General features: G+C 58.1%; 20 protein-coding genes. 6 read left to right on the forward strand and 14 right to left on the reverse strand.

What is annotated here, in order from left to right; genetic code table 11:
- The first annotated feature begins 31 nt into the window (after positions 1-31).
- Entirely contained in the window at positions 32-841 is an 810-nt protein-coding gene (cysE, locus tag Q0816_RS03150) for a serine O-acetyltransferase (RefSeq protein WP_298847623.1), read from the forward strand.
- Positions 842-848: 7 nt separating this feature from the next.
- Here cysE and Q0816_RS03155 read toward each other — a convergent pair whose 3' ends face one another.
- The 7 genes from Q0816_RS03155 to pgk form a co-directional block, all read right to left on the reverse strand.
- Positions 849-1091 (reverse strand): hypothetical protein, encoded by a 243-nt coding sequence (locus Q0816_RS03155; protein ID WP_298847625.1) that lies wholly within the window; start codon positions 1089-1091, stop codon positions 849-851.
- A 151-nt stretch (positions 1092-1242) separates the two neighbouring features.
- Positions 1243-2550 (reverse strand): pyruvate dehydrogenase complex dihydrolipoamide acetyltransferase, encoded by a 1308-nt coding sequence (locus tag Q0816_RS03160; protein ID WP_298847627.1) that lies wholly within the window; start codon positions 2548-2550, stop codon positions 1243-1245.
- A 14-nt stretch (positions 2551-2564) separates the two neighbouring features.
- Positions 2565-3935 (reverse strand): pyruvate dehydrogenase complex E1 component subunit beta, encoded by a 1371-nt coding sequence (locus Q0816_RS03165; RefSeq protein ID WP_298847629.1) that lies wholly within the window; start codon positions 3933-3935, stop codon positions 2565-2567.
- Between the two features lie 15 nt (positions 3936-3950).
- Complete coding sequence (pdhA, locus tag Q0816_RS03170; RefSeq protein ID WP_298847631.1) at positions 3951-4940, reverse strand: pyruvate dehydrogenase (acetyl-transferring) E1 component subunit alpha; 990 nt, start codon at positions 4938-4940, stop codon at positions 3951-3953.
- Between the two features lie 169 nt (positions 4941-5109).
- Positions 5110-5409, reverse strand: coding sequence for a septum formation initiator family protein (locus Q0816_RS03175; protein ID WP_298847633.1), 300 nt, complete (start codon positions 5407-5409; stop codon positions 5110-5112).
- 140 nt (positions 5410-5549) lie between these two features.
- Positions 5550-5894: a lysozyme inhibitor LprI family protein gene (locus Q0816_RS03180; protein WP_298847635.1), complete on the reverse strand. Its 345-nt coding sequence runs from the start codon at positions 5892-5894 to the stop codon at positions 5550-5552.
- 72 nt (positions 5895-5966) lie between these two features.
- On the reverse strand, positions 5967-7157 hold the full coding sequence (pgk, locus tag Q0816_RS03185) for a phosphoglycerate kinase (protein WP_298847637.1): 1191 nt from the start codon (positions 7155-7157) through the stop codon (positions 5967-5969).
- A 133-nt stretch (positions 7158-7290) separates the two neighbouring features.
- Here pgk and Q0816_RS03190 point away from each other — a divergent pair, with 133 nt between their 5' ends.
- Together Q0816_RS03190 and Q0816_RS03195 are read left to right on the forward strand one after the other, a co-directional pair.
- Complete coding sequence (locus Q0816_RS03190) at positions 7291-7797, forward strand: peptidylprolyl isomerase (protein ID WP_298847639.1); 507 nt, start codon at positions 7291-7293, stop codon at positions 7795-7797.
- Entirely contained in the window at positions 7790-8347 is a 558-nt protein-coding gene (locus tag Q0816_RS03195; protein ID WP_298847640.1) for a peptidylprolyl isomerase, read from the forward strand. The genes Q0816_RS03190 and Q0816_RS03195 overlap by 8 nt, the downstream gene beginning before the upstream one ends.
- A 46-nt stretch (positions 8348-8393) precedes the next feature.
- Here Q0816_RS03195 and Q0816_RS03200 read toward each other — a convergent pair whose 3' ends face one another.
- The 7 genes from Q0816_RS03200 to Q0816_RS03230 form a co-directional block, all read right to left on the reverse strand.
- On the reverse strand, positions 8394-9236 hold the full coding sequence (locus Q0816_RS03200) for an alpha/beta fold hydrolase (RefSeq protein ID WP_298847641.1): 843 nt from the start codon (positions 9234-9236) through the stop codon (positions 8394-8396).
- A gap of 99 nt (positions 9237-9335) precedes the next feature.
- A complete protein-coding gene (gene aqpZ / locus Q0816_RS03205) occupies positions 9336-10025 on the reverse strand; it encodes an aquaporin Z (protein ID WP_298847643.1) in 690 nt (229 codons plus the stop codon).
- A 112-nt stretch (positions 10026-10137) separates the two neighbouring features.
- Positions 10138-10947 (reverse strand): zinc-dependent peptidase, encoded by an 810-nt coding sequence (locus tag Q0816_RS03210; RefSeq protein WP_298847649.1) that lies wholly within the window; start codon positions 10945-10947, stop codon positions 10138-10140.
- A 117-nt stretch (positions 10948-11064) separates the two neighbouring features.
- A complete protein-coding gene (locus tag Q0816_RS03215) occupies positions 11065-11565 on the reverse strand; it encodes a polymer-forming cytoskeletal protein (RefSeq protein ID WP_298847650.1) in 501 nt (166 codons plus the stop codon).
- Positions 11555-12886 (reverse strand): M23 family metallopeptidase, encoded by a 1332-nt coding sequence (locus Q0816_RS03220; RefSeq protein WP_298847651.1) that lies wholly within the window; start codon positions 12884-12886, stop codon positions 11555-11557. The genes Q0816_RS03215 and Q0816_RS03220 overlap by 11 nt, the downstream gene beginning before the upstream one ends.
- A gap of 174 nt (positions 12887-13060) precedes the next feature.
- Positions 13061-13900 (reverse strand): ferritin-like domain-containing protein, encoded by an 840-nt coding sequence (locus Q0816_RS03225; RefSeq protein WP_298847652.1) that lies wholly within the window; start codon positions 13898-13900, stop codon positions 13061-13063.
- A 68-nt stretch (positions 13901-13968) separates the two neighbouring features.
- Positions 13969-14430 carry a peroxiredoxin gene (locus tag Q0816_RS03230; protein ID WP_298847653.1) on the reverse strand — a complete coding sequence of 154 codons (462 nt, stop codon included), beginning with the start codon at positions 14428-14430 and terminating at the stop codon, positions 13969-13971.
- A gap of 80 nt (positions 14431-14510) precedes the next feature.
- Between Q0816_RS03230 and Q0816_RS03235 the strand changes: the two genes are divergently transcribed.
- The 3 genes from Q0816_RS03235 to Q0816_RS03245 all read left to right on the forward strand — a co-directional run bounded on the left by Q0816_RS03235 (position 14511) and on the right by Q0816_RS03245 (position 20357).
- Entirely contained in the window at positions 14511-17885 is a 3375-nt protein-coding gene (locus Q0816_RS03235; protein ID WP_298847654.1) for a DUF3971 domain-containing protein, read from the forward strand.
- A gap of 42 nt (positions 17886-17927) precedes the next feature.
- Positions 17928-18974, forward strand: a complete 1047-nt coding sequence (queA, locus tag Q0816_RS03240) for a tRNA preQ1(34) S-adenosylmethionine ribosyltransferase-isomerase QueA (protein ID WP_298847655.1) — start codon at positions 17928-17930, stop codon at positions 18972-18974.
- Positions 18975-19085: 111 nt separating this feature from the next.
- Positions 19086-20357 (forward strand): MFS transporter, encoded by a 1272-nt coding sequence (locus Q0816_RS03245; RefSeq protein WP_298847656.1) that lies wholly within the window; start codon positions 19086-19088, stop codon positions 20355-20357.
- Positions 20358-20361: the final 4 nt, after the last annotated feature.

Here is a 20361-nt window from a genome sequence, read left to right on the forward strand (position 1 = left end):
GCATTCTAAGCGCAGCAAAGGATCAAAAGCTATGTTCGAAAAGCGCAGCCATGTGACACCGGTCGATCCGGTCTGGACCCGTATTACATCCGAGGCCCACGCGGCCGTCGAGAATGAGCCCCTCATGGGTGGGCTCGTGCACGCCTGTATTCTACATCACCGCAGCCTCGAACGTGCCCTGTCATATCGAGTGGCGGCCAAACTGTGTTCGAACGAAATGTCGATGATGGTCCTGCGTGAGATCGTAGATGAGGCCTATGCCGATGATCCGGGTTTGCTCGAGGCTGCCCGCGCGGACCTTATGGCCGTGTACGAACGTGATCCGGCCTGCCATCGGTTGTTGCAGCCGATCTTGTATTTCAAGGGTTATCAGGCGATGCAGGCGTATCGCGTGGCTCATTGGTTGTGGCGCAAAGGGCGTCACGATCTGGCGTATTTCTTCCAGATGCGCTCGTCCGAGATTTTCGGGATCGACATCCATCCGGCTGCGAAGATCGGCAAAGGCATCATGATCGACCATGCCCATTCCATCGTGATTGGCGAGACAGCAGTGGTGGGCGACAATGTGTCGATGCTGCACTCCGTGACACTGGGCGGCACCGGCAAGGAAGAGGAACAGCGTCATCCTACAATCGGAAATGGCGTGCTGATCGGCGCCGGGGCTAAGGTCCTGGGCAATATCGAAGTTGGTCATTGCAGCCGCATCGCCGCCGGGTCCGTGGTTCTGCAAGAAGTGCCACCCTGCAAGACCGTGGCCGGTATCCCAGCCAAGATCGTGGGTGAGGCCGGGTGCGACCAGCCGTCGATCTCGATGGATCATATGCTGGGCAAAGATCAGTAAACAAAATTCAGTTCGAACGGTTGGTGCGCTGCTCCAACCGCTTGCGCCGCCGTTCTTCCCGTTTTTGTTTCCGCAATTCTCTGCGCTGCGTTTGTTCGGCTTTTTGCCGGGCAATCACGGCTGGATCATTCGATTTGAACTTCGAATGCTCGCCTGGATAGCTGTTGGGCTTTGCGAAAGTCGCGTCTGGTGCAGTCCCTGCCAGAAGAGCCAGGACAATCAGGCTTTGAATAAGGGTTTTCGAAAACATCGCGCACCTTCTTTCTGCATCTATTAAAAGAAGGTGGGGTATCTTGATATGCGGTACAATCGCTGCCCCGATCACGCGGGCTCAATTCGGTGCTAAGAAATGAGATTGCCCTCGCCAAGGGTATTTTGAGGCGAGGGCATGTTTGAAGACCTCAGGCCAGCATGACCATCGGGTTTTCCAGATTGTCGACGATAGCCTTGAGCAGTTCTGCCCCCAGTGCACCGTCGATGACGCGGTGATCGACAGACATGGTGACGGACATCACGGTTGCCACTGTCAACTCACCATCATCCCCAACAACCGGTTTCTTGACGCCTGTACCCACAGCCAGAATTCCGGCATGAGGCGGGTTCACAATGGCGTCAAAGTTGTCGATGCCGAACATACCCAGGTTCGAGATGGCAAAGGTGCCACCCTGGTATTCATGCGGCGCCAGCTTGCGGTCGCGTGCGCGGGCGGCAAGGTCTTTCATCTCGGTTGAAAGAGCTGACAGAGACTTCATGTCGGCGTCCTGCAGGACCGGGGTAAACAGACCGCCCTCAATAGCGACCGCGACGGCTACGTCCGAAGGTTTCAGTTGCAGCACCCGATCGCCGGCCCAGACTGCGTTGCAGGCCGGAACCTGCTGCAACGCGTTGGCGACGGCCTTGATGATGAAGTCGTTGACGCTCAGCTTGATGCCACGGCCTTCTAACTGCTTGTTCAGCTGGCCACGGAACTTCAGCAGCGCATCCAGCTTGATGTCGCGACGCAGATAGAAATGCGGGATGGTTTGCTTGGCTTCACCCAGACGTGCGGCAATGGTCTTGCGCATACCATCGAGCTGAATTTCTTCATACTCGCGGCCCTCATACATCCGCGCGACCATATCCGCCGACGGACCAGTGGGGGCTGCTGGTGCAGCCGCTGGAGCTGCAGCGGCAGCCGCCGGAGTTGATGCCGGTGCGGTGGCAGTCGCCCCTTCGACATCTGCTTTGACGATGCGGCCATGCGGGCCCGAGCCTGCGATCTGTGCCAGATCGAGTCCCTTCTGCGCAGCGATCCGTCGGGCCAGAGGTGAAGCAAAGATACGACCGCCATCGGCTTTTGCCGGAGCTGCCGGGGCAGAGGCGGGCGCCTCGGGCGCCGCTGGTGCGGCAGCCTCGTTGCCCGCAGCGGCTGCTGATGCAGCCGCCGGAGCAGCGGCAGGCGCGACCGAGATGTCATCAGCGCTTTCGCCATCTTCCAGCAGAACCGCAATGGCGGTGTTGACCTTGACCCCTTCCGAGCCTTCGGGGATTAGAATCTTGCCGATGGTGCCTTCGTCAACGGCCTCGAATTCCATCGTGGCCTTGTCGGTTTCGATCTCGGCCAGCAGGTCGCCGGAGGAGACGGTGTCGCCTTCTTTGACCAGCCATTTCGCAAGCGTGCCTTCCTCCATCGTCGGTGAAAGGGCGGGCATCAGAATTTCGGTGGGCATCTGTCTGTCGCTCCTTACCGGTAGGTCACTTGTTTGACGGCTGCAATCACCTCGTCCGTGGTGATCAGGGCCAGCTTTTCGAGGTTCGCGGCGTACGGCATCGGAACGTCCTTGCCGGTGCAGTTGATGACCGGGGCGTCAAGGTAATCAAACGCTTCCTGCATCACGACCGAACTGATGTAGCTGCCGACCGAGCCTTGCGGCCAGCCTTCTTCGACTGTTACCAGACGGTTGGTTTTCATCACCGAGTTGATGATCGCGCCAGTGTCCATTGGACGAATAGTACGCAGGTCGATCACTTCGGCGCTGATGCCCTCTTCGGCCAGCTTGTCTGCGGCTTCCAGCGCGTATTGCATACCGATGCCGAAACTGACGATGGTCACGTCCGATCCTTCGCGCCAGATGCGTGCCTTGCCCAACGGGATGGTCAGATCGTCCACTTGCGGCATGTCGAAGGACCGACCGTAGAGGATTTCGTTTTCCAGGAAGATCACCGGGTTGGGATCACGGATCGCCGATTTCAGCAGACCTTTTGCATCCGCCGCCGAATAGGGCATGACGACTTTCAGACCGGGGATCTGCATGTACCATGCAGCGTAGTCCTGGCTGTGCTGTGCTGCCACCCGGGCGGCGGCGCCGTTGGGGCCACGGAATACGATGGGGCAGCCCATCTGACCGCCGGACATATAAAGCGTTTTGGCAGCCGAGTTGATGATGTGATCAATCGCCTGCATGGCAAAGTTGAAGGTCATGAATTCGACAATCGGTTTCAGACCACCGAAAGCAGAACCGACGGCGATACCAGCAAAGCCATGTTCCGTGATCGGCGTGTCGATCACGCGTTTGGGGCCGAATTCGTCCAGCAGACCTTGCGAGATTTTATATGCCCCCTGATATTCGGCGACTTCTTCACCCATCAGATAGACATCTTCGTCGCCGCGCATTTCTTCGGCCATCGCGTCGCGAAGCGCTTCGCGCACGGTTTCGGATTTCATTTCCGCGTCTGCTGGCCAATCGGGCGACAGATCGACGACCGGCGCAGCAGGTGCAGCGGCAGGAGCGAGGGCCTCAATCGCCGCAGGGGCGGCCTCGGCCACCGCTGCGGCTGCAGGCGCAGCCGCAGGCAGGGCGGACGCATCTTCACCCTCTTCAACCAGCACAGCAATTGGGGTGTTCACTTTGACCCCTTCTGTGCCTTCTGCGATCAGGATCTTGCCGACGATGCCTTCATCGACAGCTTCGAATTCCATCGTCGCCTTGTCGGTTTCGATCTCGGCCATGATATCGCCCGAGGATACGGTGTCGCCTTCCTTTACCAGCCACTTGGCCAGAGTGCCCTCTTCCATCGTAGGCGAAAGGGCGGGCATGAGAATTTCGGTTGCCATGTCTTATTCGTCCTCTCAGGCGTAAATGTCAGTCCAGAGCTCTTCAACGGCGGGCTCGGGGCTTTCTTTCGAGAATTCGGCGGCCTGATTGACGACCTCCTTGATCTCTTTGTCGATGGCTTTCAGATCATCCTCAGTGGCGTGTTTGCCGGTCAGCAGAAGTTCGCGCACATGTTCGATCGGGTCGCTTTGTTCACGGACCTTCTGTACCTCTTCGCGGGTGCGATACTTGGCCGGGTCAGACATCGAGTGACCGCGATAGCGGTAGGTCTTCACCTCAAGGATGTACGGGCCTTTGCCGGCGCGACAGTGGGCGACGGCTTTCTCGCCTGCGGCTTTGACCGCCAGAACATCCATGCCGTTGACGATCTCGCCGGGGATGCCGAACGCCTCGCCGCGGTGATAGATGTCCTTGGTTGAGGTTGATCGTGCCTGGGAGGTGCCCATGGCGTATTGGTTGTTCTCGATGACGAAGACAACGGGCAGGTCCCAGATCGCCGCCATGTTGAAGGTCTCATAGACCTGGCCCTGGTTGGCCGCACCGTCACCAAAATAGGTGAAGGTCACTCCGCCGTTTTCCTTATACTTGTCGGCGAACGCCAGACCCGCGCCCAAAGGAACCTGAGCTCCGACGATGCCGTGGCCGCCATAGAAATGCTTCTCTTTCGAGAACATGTGCATCGAGCCGCCCTTGCCTTTGGACAGGCCACCTTCGCGACCAGTCAATTCGGCCATCACACCACCCGGTTCCATGCCGCAAGCCAGCATGTGGCCGTGGTCGCGATAGGAAGTGACGCGCTTGTCGCCTTCCTTGGCTGCAGCCTCAAGCCCGACAACAACTGCCTCTTGTCCGATGTACAGGTGGCAGAAACCGCCGATCAGACCCATGCCGTAAAGCTGGCCGGCCTTTTCCTCGAATCGGCGGATCAGCAACATCTCGCGGTAATATGCCTTGAGTTCTTCCGCGGAAACGTTTGGTTTCTTTGTGGTTTTTCGCGCAGCCATAGTGGCGATCTCCCCCTTTCGGCAAGATAGTTTAGCGTTAAACTATCTCTTAAAGCATTTGAGGCTTTCTGGCGAGGGGAAATGTGACGCAGCGTCCGGTCGCGCGCAGCTAAGCCGAAAAGCCAGGTAATGCTACGATGTCCCGAAGAAGTTCGGCGCCTTAAACTGATCAGCGGATTACAATTTCATCTGCCCGGATCATACCCAGAACCGAGCGCGCCTGCTGATCCAGCAGGTCAAGATCCAGATAGGTGTCAGACAGGCGCCGGGTCAGGTTTTCCATTTCGACGATCTCGACGTTCAGCTTTTCCAGATCGCGCGACAGGGCGTCCCGTTCCGCCGCTATTTCGACCCGCCGGAACAGGCCATAATCACCTTGTACGGCAGCAAAGGTGAAGTACACACCCAGCATGAAAGCCACCGAGAAGAAGACTACTGAGCCCAAACCGGGCCGATGGGAACGGGACACTCTGTTTACCGCCGTATGAAAACTTGCCTCAAAAACGTGCCCTTTCCGGGCATCTGTCAGCACTATGTCACAGGTGATTCGGGTTGTGAATCCCCTGATTCGAATTTTTCATCAGTATTTTGTGCGGGCGCAGGTTCAGGTCAACGCCAGGACTCCAACGCCTTATTTCGTGCGACGGTCTGCTCCTTCATGCAAGTCCAGTAGAACATCGGCGCAGCGCTGCCGCCACCCGACAACTCCTTGTCGCAGATTGCGTCCCGGGCCTTCAGCCAGGCGCGTTGTTCTGTCAGAAGCGCACCACCGTCGCCACGCGCATCGGCTGCGGGCTTGATCTCTTTCCACAGCAGATTGAGTTTGTGATCGACAGCTTCCCATTGTTCTTTGGCGCAGAAATTGGCGTCCAGCTGCGTCTGACCATCGCAGCTGGATTGCGCAGCGGCAGACCAGGGCATGACGAAGAGGACAAATAGGAAAAATGGTTTCAAGGTAAAATCCCCCGTTCAAAAAAGAGATAATACCATGAACCATGACAAGCGACCAAAGGCCGTTGGCGAGGCTTACTGATCAAGCGCAGCGACACCGGGCAGCGCCTTGCCTTCCATCCATTCCAGAAATGCACCGCCTGCGGTCGAGATGTAGGTGAAATCCTTGGCAGCACCCGAAGCGTTCAGCGCTGCAACCGTGTCGCCCCCTCCGGCGACCGAAATCAGCTGACCGGAACGGCTGAGGGCCGCTGCTTTCAATGCAGCAGCGTTGGTGGCAGAATCGAACGGTTCCAGTTCGAAGGCGCCCAGAGGACCATTCCAGATCAGGGTCTGGCTTTTGTCAAAGATTTCGGTGATCGCGGCGACACTTTCAGGACCTGCGTCCAGGATCATACCATCCTCGGGGCATCGATCGGCGGGCAGGACCTGATGAGGCGCATTGGCCTCGAATTTCTCGGCCACCACAACGTCACGTGGCAGCACAATCTGACAGCCCGAGCTTTCGGCTTTGGCCAGAATGTCAGCTGCTGTGTCTTTCATCGCGGTCTCAGCCAGAGATTTGCCGACGCTGATGCCCTGAGCGACAAGGAAAGTGTTCGCCATGCCGCCACCGATCACCAGATATTCGACCTTTTCGATCAGGTTGCCCAGCAGTTCCAGCTTTGTCGAAACCTTCGCGCCACCGACAACGGCGGTCACTGGGCGCATGGGCTCACCCAGCGCGCTTTCCAAAGCCTGCAGTTCTGCTTGCATCAGTCGCCCGGCGCAGGCAGGCAGCAGGCGCGCGATGGCTTCGGTCGAGCTGTGGGCGCGGTGCGCAGCAGAAAACGCGTCATTACAATAAACGTCGCCCAGCTTGGCCATACCTGCGGCCAGATCGGCGTCATTCTTGGTTTCGGCGGCGTGAAAACGTGTATTCTCCAGCAGCAGTACCTGACCGGGCTGCAGCGCTTTGGCGGCCAGTTCGGCCTCGGTACCAACGCAGTCAGCCGCAAACAGGACTTGCGCACCGAAAGCGCTTTCCAAGGTCGGGACCAATTGTTTCAACGACAGGTTCTCGCGCCGCTCGCCACTAGGGCGGCCGAAATGTGCCAGAAGGATCGGTTTGCCACCGGCGGACAGAATATCGCTTACCGTCGGCACGATTCTCTGAATACGGGTGGCATCGGTCACAACACCGTCTACGACTGGCACATTGATATCCACGCGTACCAGCACGCGCTTGCCATTCAGGTCCATATCGTCCAGTGTTTTCCAGCCCATCGTGCGATCCTCGTCATTTGTAAGTGATTTAGGCGGTTCTTTTCCTGCATTTTGCCCTCAGGTCAATGCGTCACTTGGCATTCGCTCGCGTGCGTCATAGGTATTTGCGCAAAGAAAACGACAGGAGGGCCACATGGCCGAGATCAAAGATCCCGAAAACACAATCATCGTCGAACTGAAAGGTGGCAATGTTGTCATCGAACTGCTGGCGGACGTGGCGCCTTTGCACAGTGCGCGGATGAAAGAACTGGCCCGCGGCGGAGAATACGACAACGTGGCCTTTCACCGTGTGATCGATGGTTTCATGGCGCAAACCGGCGACGTGCAGCATGGCGACATGGAAGATGGGTTCAACCTGCGCATGGCAGGGACCGGCGGTTCGTCGCTGCCGAACGTTCCGGCAGAGTTTTCCAAGCTGCCTCATGATCGCGGCACACTGGGCGCGGCCCGGTCGCAGAACCCGGATTCGGCTAACTCGCAGTTCTTTATCAACTTCAAGGACAACCACTTCCTGAACGGTCAGTACACCGTATATGGCCGTGTCATTGATGGTATGGAGCATGTCGACGCAATCGTACGCGGTGAGCCGCCTGCGAGCCCCGATCGCATGATCAGCGTCAAGGTGGCCGCCGATGCATAAGCTGGTCGCAGCATTTGTCTTGCTGGCCAGCCCCGCGCTGGCCAGCGGCCTGCAGATCGAGGTCGAAGGCGAAGGGGCCAATGGCACGATCTCGGTCGACCTGTTCGAAGATATCGCGCCCAAGCATGTTGAACAGATCACCGCTTTGGCCGCTGACGGTCAGTACGACGGCGTTGTGTTCCACCGTGTGATCGATGGTTTCATGGCCCAGACCGGCGACGTGCAGTACGGCAATTCAAGCGCTGACGGCTTTGACATGCGCTATGCCGGTCGCGGTGGATCAGATCGCCCGGATCTGCCAGCCGAATTTTCCGATGTGACCTTTGACAGGGGCGTGGTTGGCATGGCCCGCTCCAGCGATCCGGATTCGGCCAACTCGCAATTCTTCATCATGTTCGACCCCGGCCCGTTTTTGGACGGCCAATATACCGTGGTCGGTCAGGTAACTGATGGAATGGATGTGGTGGATGCGATTAAGCGAGGTGCAGGTCAAAACGGTGCGATTGTTGGTGCGCCGGATGTGATGAAAAAAGTCACGGTTACCGAATAAGCACAAAAGCCCGGCGCTTTGGACGACGCCGGGCTTTCTCGTTGGTTTATTGGTCGATGAATTCGCGGATGGCTTGCGTATAGGCATCGGGGTTCTGAAAAGACGCGAAGTGACTGACATCCTCCAGAACAAGCAACTCGGCCCCCGGAATGGCATCGGCAATCGCTTGCGAGTGTTCGGTCAAAATGGCCTCATCATGTTCACTTTGAACAACCAAAGTCGGCACTGTGACCGATGTCAGCGCCGACAGTCCTCCGGGTTTTTCGGTTCCCCACATCGCGGCAACCCCACCCAGAAAAGCCTCGAACCCGTCAGGCGTGGGTGACATGGCCGCATAGTCTTCAGCCATCATGCCAACATAGGCCCCGAACACCTCGTTGGTTTCTATCGATGGATCGATTCCGTCCAGTGTCACATTGCCTGCATGGGCAAAATGACTGGCCAGTCGATCCGGGTTTGTGGTCGAGATCGAATAGCCGATATTGGCCCCATCGGACCAACCGACCAGATGCACCTGATCAATCTCCAGATTATCCAGCAGTGCAAGGTAATCTTGCGATAGCAACTCATAGGAATAGGTGCTGCCATCATTTGTCGATCGCCCGTGCCCGCGTGTATCGGCAACGATCACGGTATGATCCCTGGCCAGATCCGCAACTTGCGCGGCCCAGATGTCGCCATGGGCCAGACCACCATGAATCAACAAGACTGGCGTGCCGCCATCATCGCCGTAGGTGGCATAATACATATCGATGCCATTGATTTCTGTTGTTCCCGACGCCACCGCTGCGGGCATCACCGGCGAAGGCGGAATACTCAGCCATGTGTCTTCGGCCCAGCTTGTCGTGGCGAGGCAACCCAGAACGAGTGCGGTGGTAAGTGTCTTCATTATATCCTCCCATTGATCCCAAGGCAGCGATGTGGCCAAGAATAACGAAAGGATATCGTGTTTTTTCAGGGAGCGGGGAAAATCCCGCTCCCGTTGGTATCAGTCGTCCGAGGACATTGCCTTCCAGATGAATGCTCCGACCGCAGCGCCGATCAGCGGGGCGACCCAGAACAGCCACAGCTGAGCAAGGGCAGGGCCGTCGGCAAACAGGGCGACGCCGGTAGAGCGAGCCGGGTTGACTGAGGTATTGGTGACCGGGATCGATATCAGGTGGATCAGGGTCAACGCCAAACCGATGGCAATAGGGGCGAATCCGGCGGGTGCCTTGTCCGAGGTTGCCCCCAGAATGATCAGGATGAAGAAAGCTGTCATCACAATCTCGATCACCAGAGCGGACATCAGAGAATACCCTTCGGGTGAGGCCTCTCCATATCCGTTTGATGCGAAGCCTCCGACACCCGAGAATTCGGGCGCACCGCTGACGATCAGATACAGGACAATGGCGGCTGCAATTGCTCCGATGACTTGCGCGACCCAGTAGGGCAGCAGATCCTTGGCTGGAAACCGCCCGCCGATCATCAGTCCCAGGCTGACCGCCGGGTTGAAGTGCCCGCCCGAGATATGCCCAACCGTGTAAGCCATTGTCAGGACCGTAAGGCCGAAGGCGAAGGACACGCCAAGCCATCCGATGCCGACATCCGCAACGCCTGCCGCCAGGACGGCACTGCCGCAACCCCCAAGAACCAACCAGAAGGTGCCGAAGAACTCGGCAAGTAGTTTTGATGACATGAAAATTCCTCCACGATGCAATGAAGTTAAGTGTAATTCAAAAAATAACTTTTGTTAAACTGTGGCAAACGGGGAAATTCCCGCGCGTTCTCTCATCCGGGGCGAAATGGTCCTAGCGCCATTGTGCAGGATCAAGTTGAAACAGCTTTGACAGTTGTTCATACACCGGTGGGTCGCTTTGTTTTAGTGCCTTGGGGCGCTCAAAGAACACTTCGACCGAAACGGCAAAAAACTCCTCATGCCCTTCTGCGCCGTAGGGATCAATCACGGTCGACCGCCCCGTTTCCACTGCATGAACATGCGCTTCATAGGCGTTCAGAAAGGCGGTTTCCCACTCGGCAAAGCTCTGACCATCGCTCAGCAGAGGAACACCATTGGTCGACCCTGACAGATCATCAATTTGGTGGGCGAATTCGTGAAACACGACGTTCTGACCGTCGTGATCGTTCAAAGCCCCGCGTTGGCTGTGAGCCCAGGACAGTATGACAGGACCGCGATTCCAGCTTTCACCGGTGCGGACTATTTCTTTTTCGGTGACGACATAGCCACTGTGACGGCGTTGTTTGGATTTGAACGCGCTGGGGTAAATCAGAATGGTGGTCAGATTGTCGTACCAAAGATCACTGTTCACCACGAGCAGACAGGCTTGGGCCGCAATCGACACCTGCATGTCTTCCGTGACCTCCAGTCCGTCGCACCCGACGAAATCGACCTGATCCAGAAACAGGTTGATCTTGCCTTCCAACTTCGTGCGCAGGTCTTTCGGCAGCTTATGTACGATAGGGACCTGAGTGTCCAAGAAGTGCCGCTGCTCCTCAGTCAGAGAGGTCGCCAGCAAGGTCAGCCGCGCTTGTCGTTTCGACCAGAAATGATAGGCCACAAAGCCGGCGACGAGTGCGACAAGTGTCAGAAAAATCAGCATAGATTGACTGTAGCGCGAACACGTTGGGACGAAAACTGAATTCCGTGATCAGCCGAGTGAGCAAACGAAAGACGCCGCGGGTTGTCCCGCGGCGTCCCAAAAAAACTGGCAGTGTGGTTACTGTTTGACTTCTGCCGCGGGGTTGGACCCGGACTTGGCGCTGCGACCGGGGTTCAGCGGATCGTCCTGACGCTGTACCGACCCTTCGAAATGCGCGCCGCTTTCGATGGCGATTGTCTTGTGGATGATGTCGCCTTCGACACGCGCGGTCGAGGTCAGACGAACCTTGAGGCCACGTACCCGACCAACGATGCGGCCGTTGATCACGACGTCGTCTGCAGTGACTTCGCCCTTTATCGTCGCGGATTCACCAATGGTCAGCAGATGGGCGCGAATGTCGCCCTCGACCGTGCCTTCCACCTGAATGTCACCAGAGGTCTTGATGTTGCCGGTGATGTGCAGATCCGAAGACAGAACCGACGCTGGCGGCTTGGGCTTGGGCGCTGTCGAAGGTTTCGACTCGGTCGGTGCAGGGGCCGCTGGGGTCGCCGGAGCGGCGGGTTTGGCCGCCTCAGGTGCCTTGGATGCGGGTTCGTTGATTTTGCTTTTAGAAAACATTTCTCGCAGCCTTGATGTAAGTCATTGGGTTTACAGGTTTTCCGTTCACTCGCACTTCATAGTGCAGATGCGTGCCGGTCGACCGTCCGGTGCTACCCATATCAGCAATATGATCCCCGCGCGAGACCCTTTGACCAACCTTCACATTGATCTTGGTGTTATGAGCAAAAAGTGTCTCAATTCCGAACGCATGTTTGATTTTCACAAGGCGTCCAAAGCCCGATTGCCAGCCGGCATGACTGACCACGCCGTCAGCCGTCGCAAAGATATCGGTGCCTTGAGGGCCTGCAAAATCAACACCGTTATGCATCCGGCGACCGCCGGATTTGGGGTCGCGCCGGGTACCATATCCGCTGGTGAAGCGCACTGCGGAATGTACGGGGTTTGCGAAGGGGGCTTTTTCCGCCGCAAGACGATACAGGTTCAGTTGATCCATTTGTCTCAGCAGTGTGTTCGCACGGGCTTCGTCGGCGGACTGCTCGTCCTCCTCGCCGCGCGTGCTAAGGGATAAAGGGGTCAGCGGACCGCCCATTCCGCTATATCCGCGCCGGACCTCTTCGATGATACGATCAGTTGGCATTCCCGCCTGGCGGAACATTTTGTCCAGCGGCTCGACCGAGATGACCATTGCTTCTTCCAGCTGGCGGAAAATCTCGTCGCTGCGTTCCTGCATCAGCCGGATTTCAAGCTCCAGATCGTCTCGCTGATCCAGCGCCTCTCGGGCGTCGGTGGCGATCTGATCGCGTTGCTCGGCTGTACGCGCCAGAGCTTCGGTCATGAACGACATTTGCGCCGGGTTACCCGCGGCGGCCATATACATGCCGGGGTCGCTGGTTTCCTCTTGGAGCTTCGCCAGTTCCGTCCGCGCCTTTTCCCGCTGCTTCATGGTGGTGCGCAGGGTGGTCTGGATGACTTCGATACCTGTCTCAAGTTCCCGGCGCCGGTTTTCCGAGGCCAGCAATTCCGACTGCATTGCGGAAATCTGATCCAGTGCGGCGTTGAAACGATCCTGTGCAGCCAAGGCTTCCTGCGCGCGCGCGTCACGTTCTGTGGACAGGATATTCAGGCGCTCTTGATAGGTCGCCTGATCGCGCTTGGCCTGTTCCCGGAAATTTCCCGATCCGATGCTGTCCATTAAAAGTATGGCTGTCGAAACAGCAGTCCATCCGACCATGACAGCAACACCGGCTACGGCAGCCACCTGAGTTTCCGAGCTGAGCCGGATGAAACGTGTATCTTTGTCAGATTTCAAAAAGACCCGGCGTTCCGGGAAATACCGTTCAAGTACCGAGTGTAGTTTTATTGCCAGACGTGTTCGCACGCGTCCTACCTCTCATCCCCAAGATCGGGACCGGTCGTGAGTGCCTGCCGCCCCTTGCGCCGATTGCATAAAGGGCGGGCCGCGTTCGGGCAAGTTTGTTGACCCGTCTGCGGCAAACAGCGCAGAAAACCCGCTGAGGATCGGCAGGAAATCGCCGAAATTGACAAAAAAGTGTCAATTTGTGACTTCGCCGGGCACGGGCAGGTCTTCGGTCAAGGGCCAATAGAAGTCGGGTGGCAACCCGGCCTCGGCCCGTTTTTCCTCGTTGAACGGTGGTTTCAGGACACCGTGGAAATACCGCCGGACCAGGGCGTGGAACACATCCTTCGGGTCGACGTTTTCCCGGCCGCACAGGAAATGGAACCATTTAGAGCCATAGGCGACATGACCGACTTCCTCGGCATAGATCACCTCCAACGCGGCGATGGCCTGGTCGGCTTTAGCTTTGCGGAAAATCTCGATCATGCCGGGGGTCACGTCCAGCCCGCGCGCTTCGAGAACCATGGGAACAACGGCCAACCGCCCCATCAGGTCGTCGGCTGTGTCTTCTGCCGCGCGCCACATTCCGGCATGAGCGGGCAGGGCGCCGTAATGACTGCCCATCTGTTCCAGACAATCGCAAACCATCTCGAAATGCCGCGATTCCTCTTCGGCGCATTTCACCCAGTCATCGTAAAACCCGATTGGCATCGGCACATGCCCAAAGCGCGCGATGATATCCCAGTGCAGGTCGACGGCGTTCAGTTCGATATGCGCAACCGCGTGCAACAAGGCGATGCGCCCGGCTTCCGTACCTGGGCGACGCTTGGGGACGTCGCGTGGGGAAAGAAGCTCCGGCTTGTCCGGGCGCGAAGGTGACAGCGGCGGTGTGGCGGTGCCGATTTCGATGGGCTCGGCATCCCCATCACGCGCGGCGAACCACGTCGCGGCATGAGCTTTGGACAAGGCGGTCTTGGTCCGACCATCCGCCGTTGTTAGAACCTCTGTTGCCATCTGGGTCAGTGTCTTGGGCACTGGGTCGCTCCGCCTGTGTCATGTCAGCGCGGGTCATAGACTGGATGGCGATGCAGGTCGAGAGGCGCTTACAACGCTTTCACTGCGTCAAGCACGGCATCTACGTGACCGGGCACTTTGACCTTGCGCCAGACCTTGGCGATACGCCCTTCGGCATCGATGACAAAGGTCGAACGCTCAATCCCCATCGACTTGCGCCCATACATGTTCTTTTCAACCCATACGCCGTAATCCTCACAGATGGTCGAGTTCTCATCCGACAAGAGCGGCGTGGTCAGCCCATGCTTGGCAACGAATTTGTCATGCTTGGCGACGCTGTCACGCGAGATGCCGAAAACTTGAGCGCCCGCATCCGCAAAGGCCTGAAGTTGTTCCGAGAAACCGATGGATTCCTTGGTACAGCCCGGCGTATCATCACGAGGATAGAAGAACAGGACCACGGTTCCACCGCGCAACGCCGAAAGCGTCACCTCGCCGCCGCCGTCGCGCGGCAAAGTGAAGTCGGGGGCGATGTCTGAAACGTCGGGCATTGGAAACTCCGCTAAAGGTTTTTAAAGGCTGCCCGATATCATAGGGCAACACGTGCGGGTTGGAAGGCGTGGATGGCAAATTGAAGCAGCACGAAGACGACGATGGAGCAAAGCCGGTCAAGCCCGTACGCCGTCGGTCGCGTCGCCGCGCCGCTGGTCTCTGGGCTATGCGCGGCATTGTCGTTCTGGTGCTTCTGGCGTTGTTCACCGGTTTCATGGTCGTCGGTCAAAGGATGCACGCACCTGTTTGGCTGCGGGACAGGGTCGAGGCGCGGCTTGAACAGGCGCTGGGTGGGCTGCAAATCCGGTTCGGTGATGTCAGTTTCATCATTCACGAAGGATGGCGGCCTCGTCTGCGGTTGACCGATGTCGCCATCAATGACGCCGCAGGCCAACAGATTGCGCAGGTGTCCGACATGCGCGCCAGTCTGGCCATGCGCCCCTTGTTGCGCGGGCAAGTCCGACCAAAGCGCATCATCCTTAGTGGTGCGCAAATTGCCGTGACACGAGACAAGGACGGAGTGCTGAGCCTGACAGTGGGGTCCGGCAGCGCGCCGGTACAGGAGGCCCCGAACCTGGCGCAGCTGATCGAAGCCTCGGATCAGGTTTTCCTGTCTCCGGCCCTGTCTGCACTGACCTCGGTCGAACTTGATGCGATCACTCTGGATTACCGCGACCTGCGGCAAGGGCGATCCTGGGTTTTGGACGGTGGGCATATTCAAGCCAACCGCAGCGACAACGAAGTGCGATTGGCAACCGGGTTCTCGGTTCTGGCAGGGCGCAACTATGTCAGTGCCATCGAGGCGAACTATACAAGCGTTCTGGGCACGCCCGCCGCTCAATTCGGAATTTCAGTCACCGACCTTCCAACCGAAGATATAGCGGGTCAATCCCCCGCCCTTGCATGGTTGCAGGTTCTGCGAGCCCCGATATCAGGTGCGCTGCGGGGCGGTGTCGATGAAAACGGGGCAATCGGGACCCTGTACGCAACGCTCAATCTGGGAGCCGGGGCAGTTCAGCCAAATCCGGAAACACGTCCGGTTCCCTTCGAATCCGCCCGCACTTATTTCGCTTATGACCCCGAAGAGCAGATGCTCGATTTCAATGAGGTTTCCGTAGTCTCGGCCTGGGGCGAGGTGCAAGCTGACGGAAAGGCCTTTCTGGAGGGCGCAGAAGATGGCGTGCTGGACAGTCTGTCTGCACAGTTGCGACTATCCGGCATCAACGTGAATCCTGCCAACCTGTTTCCACAGCCAATTCAGCTGTCGCGGGCCAGTCTGGACTTCAAGATGGCGTTCGACCCGTTCCAACTGCGCCTCGGTCAGATGACCATCGAAGATCCGGATCACACGGTGCGTGCCTTTGGTGTCCTGAACGGAAGACCGGATGGCTGGGCCGTTGAACTGGATGCACATCTGGACCGGATGACGTCCGACAGGGTTCTCCGTTATTGGCCCGAACGGCTGGCTCCGAAACCGCGAGAGTGGGTGACTGAAAACCTGTACGAAGGGGTTCTGTCCGATATGGATTTTGCCCTTCGCCTGCGACCTGGATCGAAACCGGATCTCTATCTGGATTTCGGGTTTGAAGAGGCCAAGATCCAGTTTGTCAAAACACTGCCTCCGATCGAAAAGGCGCAGGGGCAAGCCAGCCTGATCAACCGCAGGTTCACAGTCTCCGCGCAGCAGGGCGTTGTGATCGCGGATGACGGCGGTGCGGTGGATGCATCGGGGACATCCTTCATCATACCCGACACCGACATTAAGAAATCCGCGCCCGCAATTGCGCGAATCCGGGCCACGGGCAGCGTGACGGCCGCGTTGTCCTTGCTGGACCGGCCGCCGCTCGAATTGCTCAGCAAGGCGGGGCTGCCCGTTGATGTGGCGAAGGGAACAGCTTCGTTGGCAGGAACACTATCCTTGCCGATGAAAAAGGGCCTTAAGTTCCAGGACACGGAGTTCCATTTCGACGGCCAACTGGCCAATCTGTTCAGTGACCGGCTGGTGCCCGGCTTTTCCGTCAGCGCTGATTTGCTGGATCTTTCGGGTGATCAATCCGGGGTTCAAATTCAGGGGCAGGGGCAGTTCGGGGACGTGCCATTGACAGCGCTCTGGCGGCAACCGATTGACGGAAAGTCCGCACAGCGCAGCACGCTGACCGGCCAGATCGAGCTGTCCCCGCGACTGATGGATGAAATCGGAGCTGGCCTGCCATCCGGGATGCTGACCGGAAAAGGTATTGCGGATATCACCTTGGGTCTCGGTGCCGGACCTCCTCCGCAACTGTCAGTTAAGTCCGATCTGCAGGGCGTTGCGCTGGCTATACCCGAGCTTGGTTGGCGGAAGGGTGCCAATTCGACAGGCTCCCTGATAGCCGAGGCGACCCTTGGATCGCAGCTGAAAGTGGAAAGCCTGCGCATAAATGCAGCGGGACTACGTACGTCCGCTTCAATTACGTTTCATGGGAATGGCGAATATGACCGGGTTCGGTTCAGTTCCTTTGATCTGGGCGACTGGCTGGCAGTCCCGGCAGAACTGATCGGGCGCGGGTCTGCTATCCCGGATATTCGTGTCCTTGGTGGTGTACTGGATATGGCGCGCGCAAACTTTGGCGAAAGCAGCGGATCGGGTGGCGGCGGCAGCGCCGGGCCGAAACTGGATGTATCGCTGGACCGTCTTCAAGTTACTGAAACGGTCGCGTTGACGGGTTTTCGGGGCGCGTTTCAGACGACCGGCGGGATGAACGGCAACTTCACCGCCCAGGTCAATGGCCGTGCGTCAGTTAGCGGCCAGGTCAGCCCAAGAGGGAACCGAAGTGCCGTTAACCTGACCTCGCAAGATGCGGGGGCCGTGCTGCGTTCGGCCGGGGTTCTGACCCAGGCGCAGGGCGGTGACATGAACCTGAAGCTCGAGCCTGTGGCCGCGCCCGGCAGCTATGACGTGATACTAAAGATCGTCAACACGCGGATCACGGACGCTCCAGCTATGGCGGCCCTGCTGAATGCGATCAGCCTTGTGGGGCTGTTGGACGAGATGGCCGGGCAGGGCATCTTTTTCGCGGCGATTGACAGCCGGATGAGGATCACGCCGACGGATATCAAAGTGCTGAGCGGCAGCGCCGTTGGGCCGTCAATGGGCCTGTCTTTCGACGGCACCATCGATACTGTGAACGGGATACTGAACCTGCGGGGCGCGATCTCGCCCATATACCTCCTCAACGCGGTGGGCAGTGTGTTTACACGCAAGGGCGAAGGCGTCATTGGGTTCAACTACACGCTGACAGGTCCGCTTTCCTCGCCCAAAGTGTCGGTAAACCCGCTGTCCGGTCTGGCCCCCCTGTTCCTGCGCGACCTTTTGCGTGCCCCAGCGCCCAAAGTTCAGGACGGCCCGAACGCGGTGCCCCAGAAACCGGACGAACCAAAAGGAACGTTTGGGTCACCCGCCAGTGATCGCTGACAGGATATGGCCGAATCTGATGCAGGGTTGTAAGGCGCGGGCATGAAGCTCAGTGATTTTGATTTCCACTTACCCGAAGACCTGATTGCCACGCGGCCCGCCAGCCCGCGTTCCTCTGCGCGTATGCTTGTTACGCAAGGGGATACGATAACGGACAATCATGTGTTTGATTTGCCTGATCTCCTGCAACCGGGCGATCGGCTGGTGCTGAATGACACCCGCGTCATCCCGGCACGGCTGAGCGGTCATCGCCACCGCGACAGCGCGCAGGGTCCGGTCTCTGCCGGGATCGAGGCCACCTTGCTGGACCCACAGGCCAACGGCACATGGTCTGCGTTGATCAAACCGCTCAAGAAAGTGAAGCTTGGGGAAGCGATCGTCTTTTCAGACGACCTCAGCGCCACGTTGGATTGGGTCGAGGACGGGCAGGCCTATCTGCGCTTTAATCTCAGCGGCGATGATTTCGACAAAGCGCTGGATCAGGCTGGAGCGATGCCCCTGCCGCCTTATATTGCGGCCAAACGCCCGGCGGATGAGCAAGACAAAACCGATTACCAGACCATCTGGGCAAGTAATTCAGGCGCCGTGGCCGCCCCGACAGCGTCGCTGCATTTCGATGATGATCTGATGCAGGCGCTGGCGGACCGAGGCGTGAGTTTCACCCATGTGACGCTGCACGTCGGGGCGGGAACCTTCCTGCCGGTCAAGGTCGAAGATGTGACAACCCACAAGATGCACGCCGAATGGGGGCAGGTCAGCCCTGAGGCCGCTGCGGAAATACAGGCGACCAAGACCAACGGGGGGCGCGTGATCCCGGTGGGCACCACGGCCCTCCGTCTGATCGAAAGCGCGGCGCGGTCCGGCGTGATCGAACCGTGGGAAGGTGAAACGGATATCTTCATCTATCCCGGTTTCCGGTTCAATGTGACAGACGCATTGATGACCAATTTCCACCTGCCGAAATCTACTTTGCTCATGCTGGTTTCAGCACTGATGGGGCAGGACCGGATGCGCGATGTTTACACCCATGCCATCGCACGGAAATACCGATTCTTTTCTTATGGCGACGCGTCGCTTTTGATTCCCTGAAGGGCGCGTATGCAGCATCGCGGATTGGGAATGTCGTAGACAAGCGCGACGGAAGCGGTCTTTGATCGCACAACGAATCTCAAATCAGGTTGGCACTAGTCGGAGGCCCCAATGATTCAGGTCTTATCCAGCGCATGGGCATTGTTGCTCGGCATGGGCTTGTTGATGGTCGGAAACGGCCTTCAGGGCACGATTTTGGGTGTTCGGGGTGAGATCGAAGGTTTTTCGACCCTTGAGATGTCCTTTGTGATGTCGGCCTATTTCCTGGGCTTTCTGGGCGGCTCTCGCTTTGCGCCCGAGATGATCCGGCGCGTCGGCCATGTGCGGGTCTTTGCGGCACTTGCGTCGTTCATTTCGGCGGTGATGATCATGTATCCCATGCTGACAGACCCGATCGCCTGGGCCCTGGGCCGGGTCGTGATCGGGTTCTGTTTTTCGGGCGTCTATGTCACTGCCGAAAGTTGGCTCAATAATGCGGCAAGTAATGAAAACCGGGGGCAGGCGCTGTCGCTCTACATGATCTTCCAGATGACGGGCATCATCAGTGCCCAGGCGCTGGTTCTGGTCGGCGACCCCGCAGGTTACGAAACCTTTGTGATCGCCTCGATTCTGGTTTCCGTATCCTTCGCGCCTATTCTGTTGTCGATTTCGCCTACACCGGCCTTTGATACCACCAAACCAATGACCCTGAAGAAACTGCTGGAAACCTCGCCTCTGGGCTGTGTGGGCATGTTTCTGTTGGGCGGCGTGTTTTCGGCACAGTTCGGTATGGCGGCGGTTTTCGGCGCACGGGCAGGGCTGTCGCTTGTGGAAATCTCGACCTTCGTCGCGGCGTTCTATATTGGCGCCGTGGTTTTGCAATACCCTTTGGGTTGGTTCTCCGACCGCATGGATCGGCGCTTTCTGATCCTTCTTGTGGCGCTTGTCGGTGCCGGTGGCGCAACTATCGCAATGGTGATGGGGGGATCGTTTCCAATTCTGCTTGGCGCGGCGTTCCTGATCGGCGGCACTTCCAACCCGCTTTACTCACTGCTGATCGCACACGCGAATGACTTTCTTGAACACGAGGATATGGCGGCCGCATCCGGTGGGCTGCTGTTCATCAACGGACTGGGCGCGATTGCCGGACCACTGATCACCGGTTGGCTGATGGGGGATGCTGTCTTCGGACCCCGCGGCTTTTTTCTCTTTATTGCGGCACTGTTATTCACGTTGGCATTCTACGCATTGTACCGGACGACGCAGCGTGCCTCGGTTCCTGTGGACGAAACCGGCACTATGTCGACCTTTTACCCGACGGCCTCACCGGTTGCGCTTGAAGTGGCGCAGGAAGTTGCCATCGAAGCAGCAGAGGCCGAGCAGGCTGAGCAGGAAGATGCCTAGGACA

This window comes from uncultured Ruegeria sp., from assembly GCF_947497005.1.
GTDB lineage: Bacteria > Pseudomonadota > Alphaproteobacteria > Rhodobacterales > Rhodobacteraceae > Ruegeria.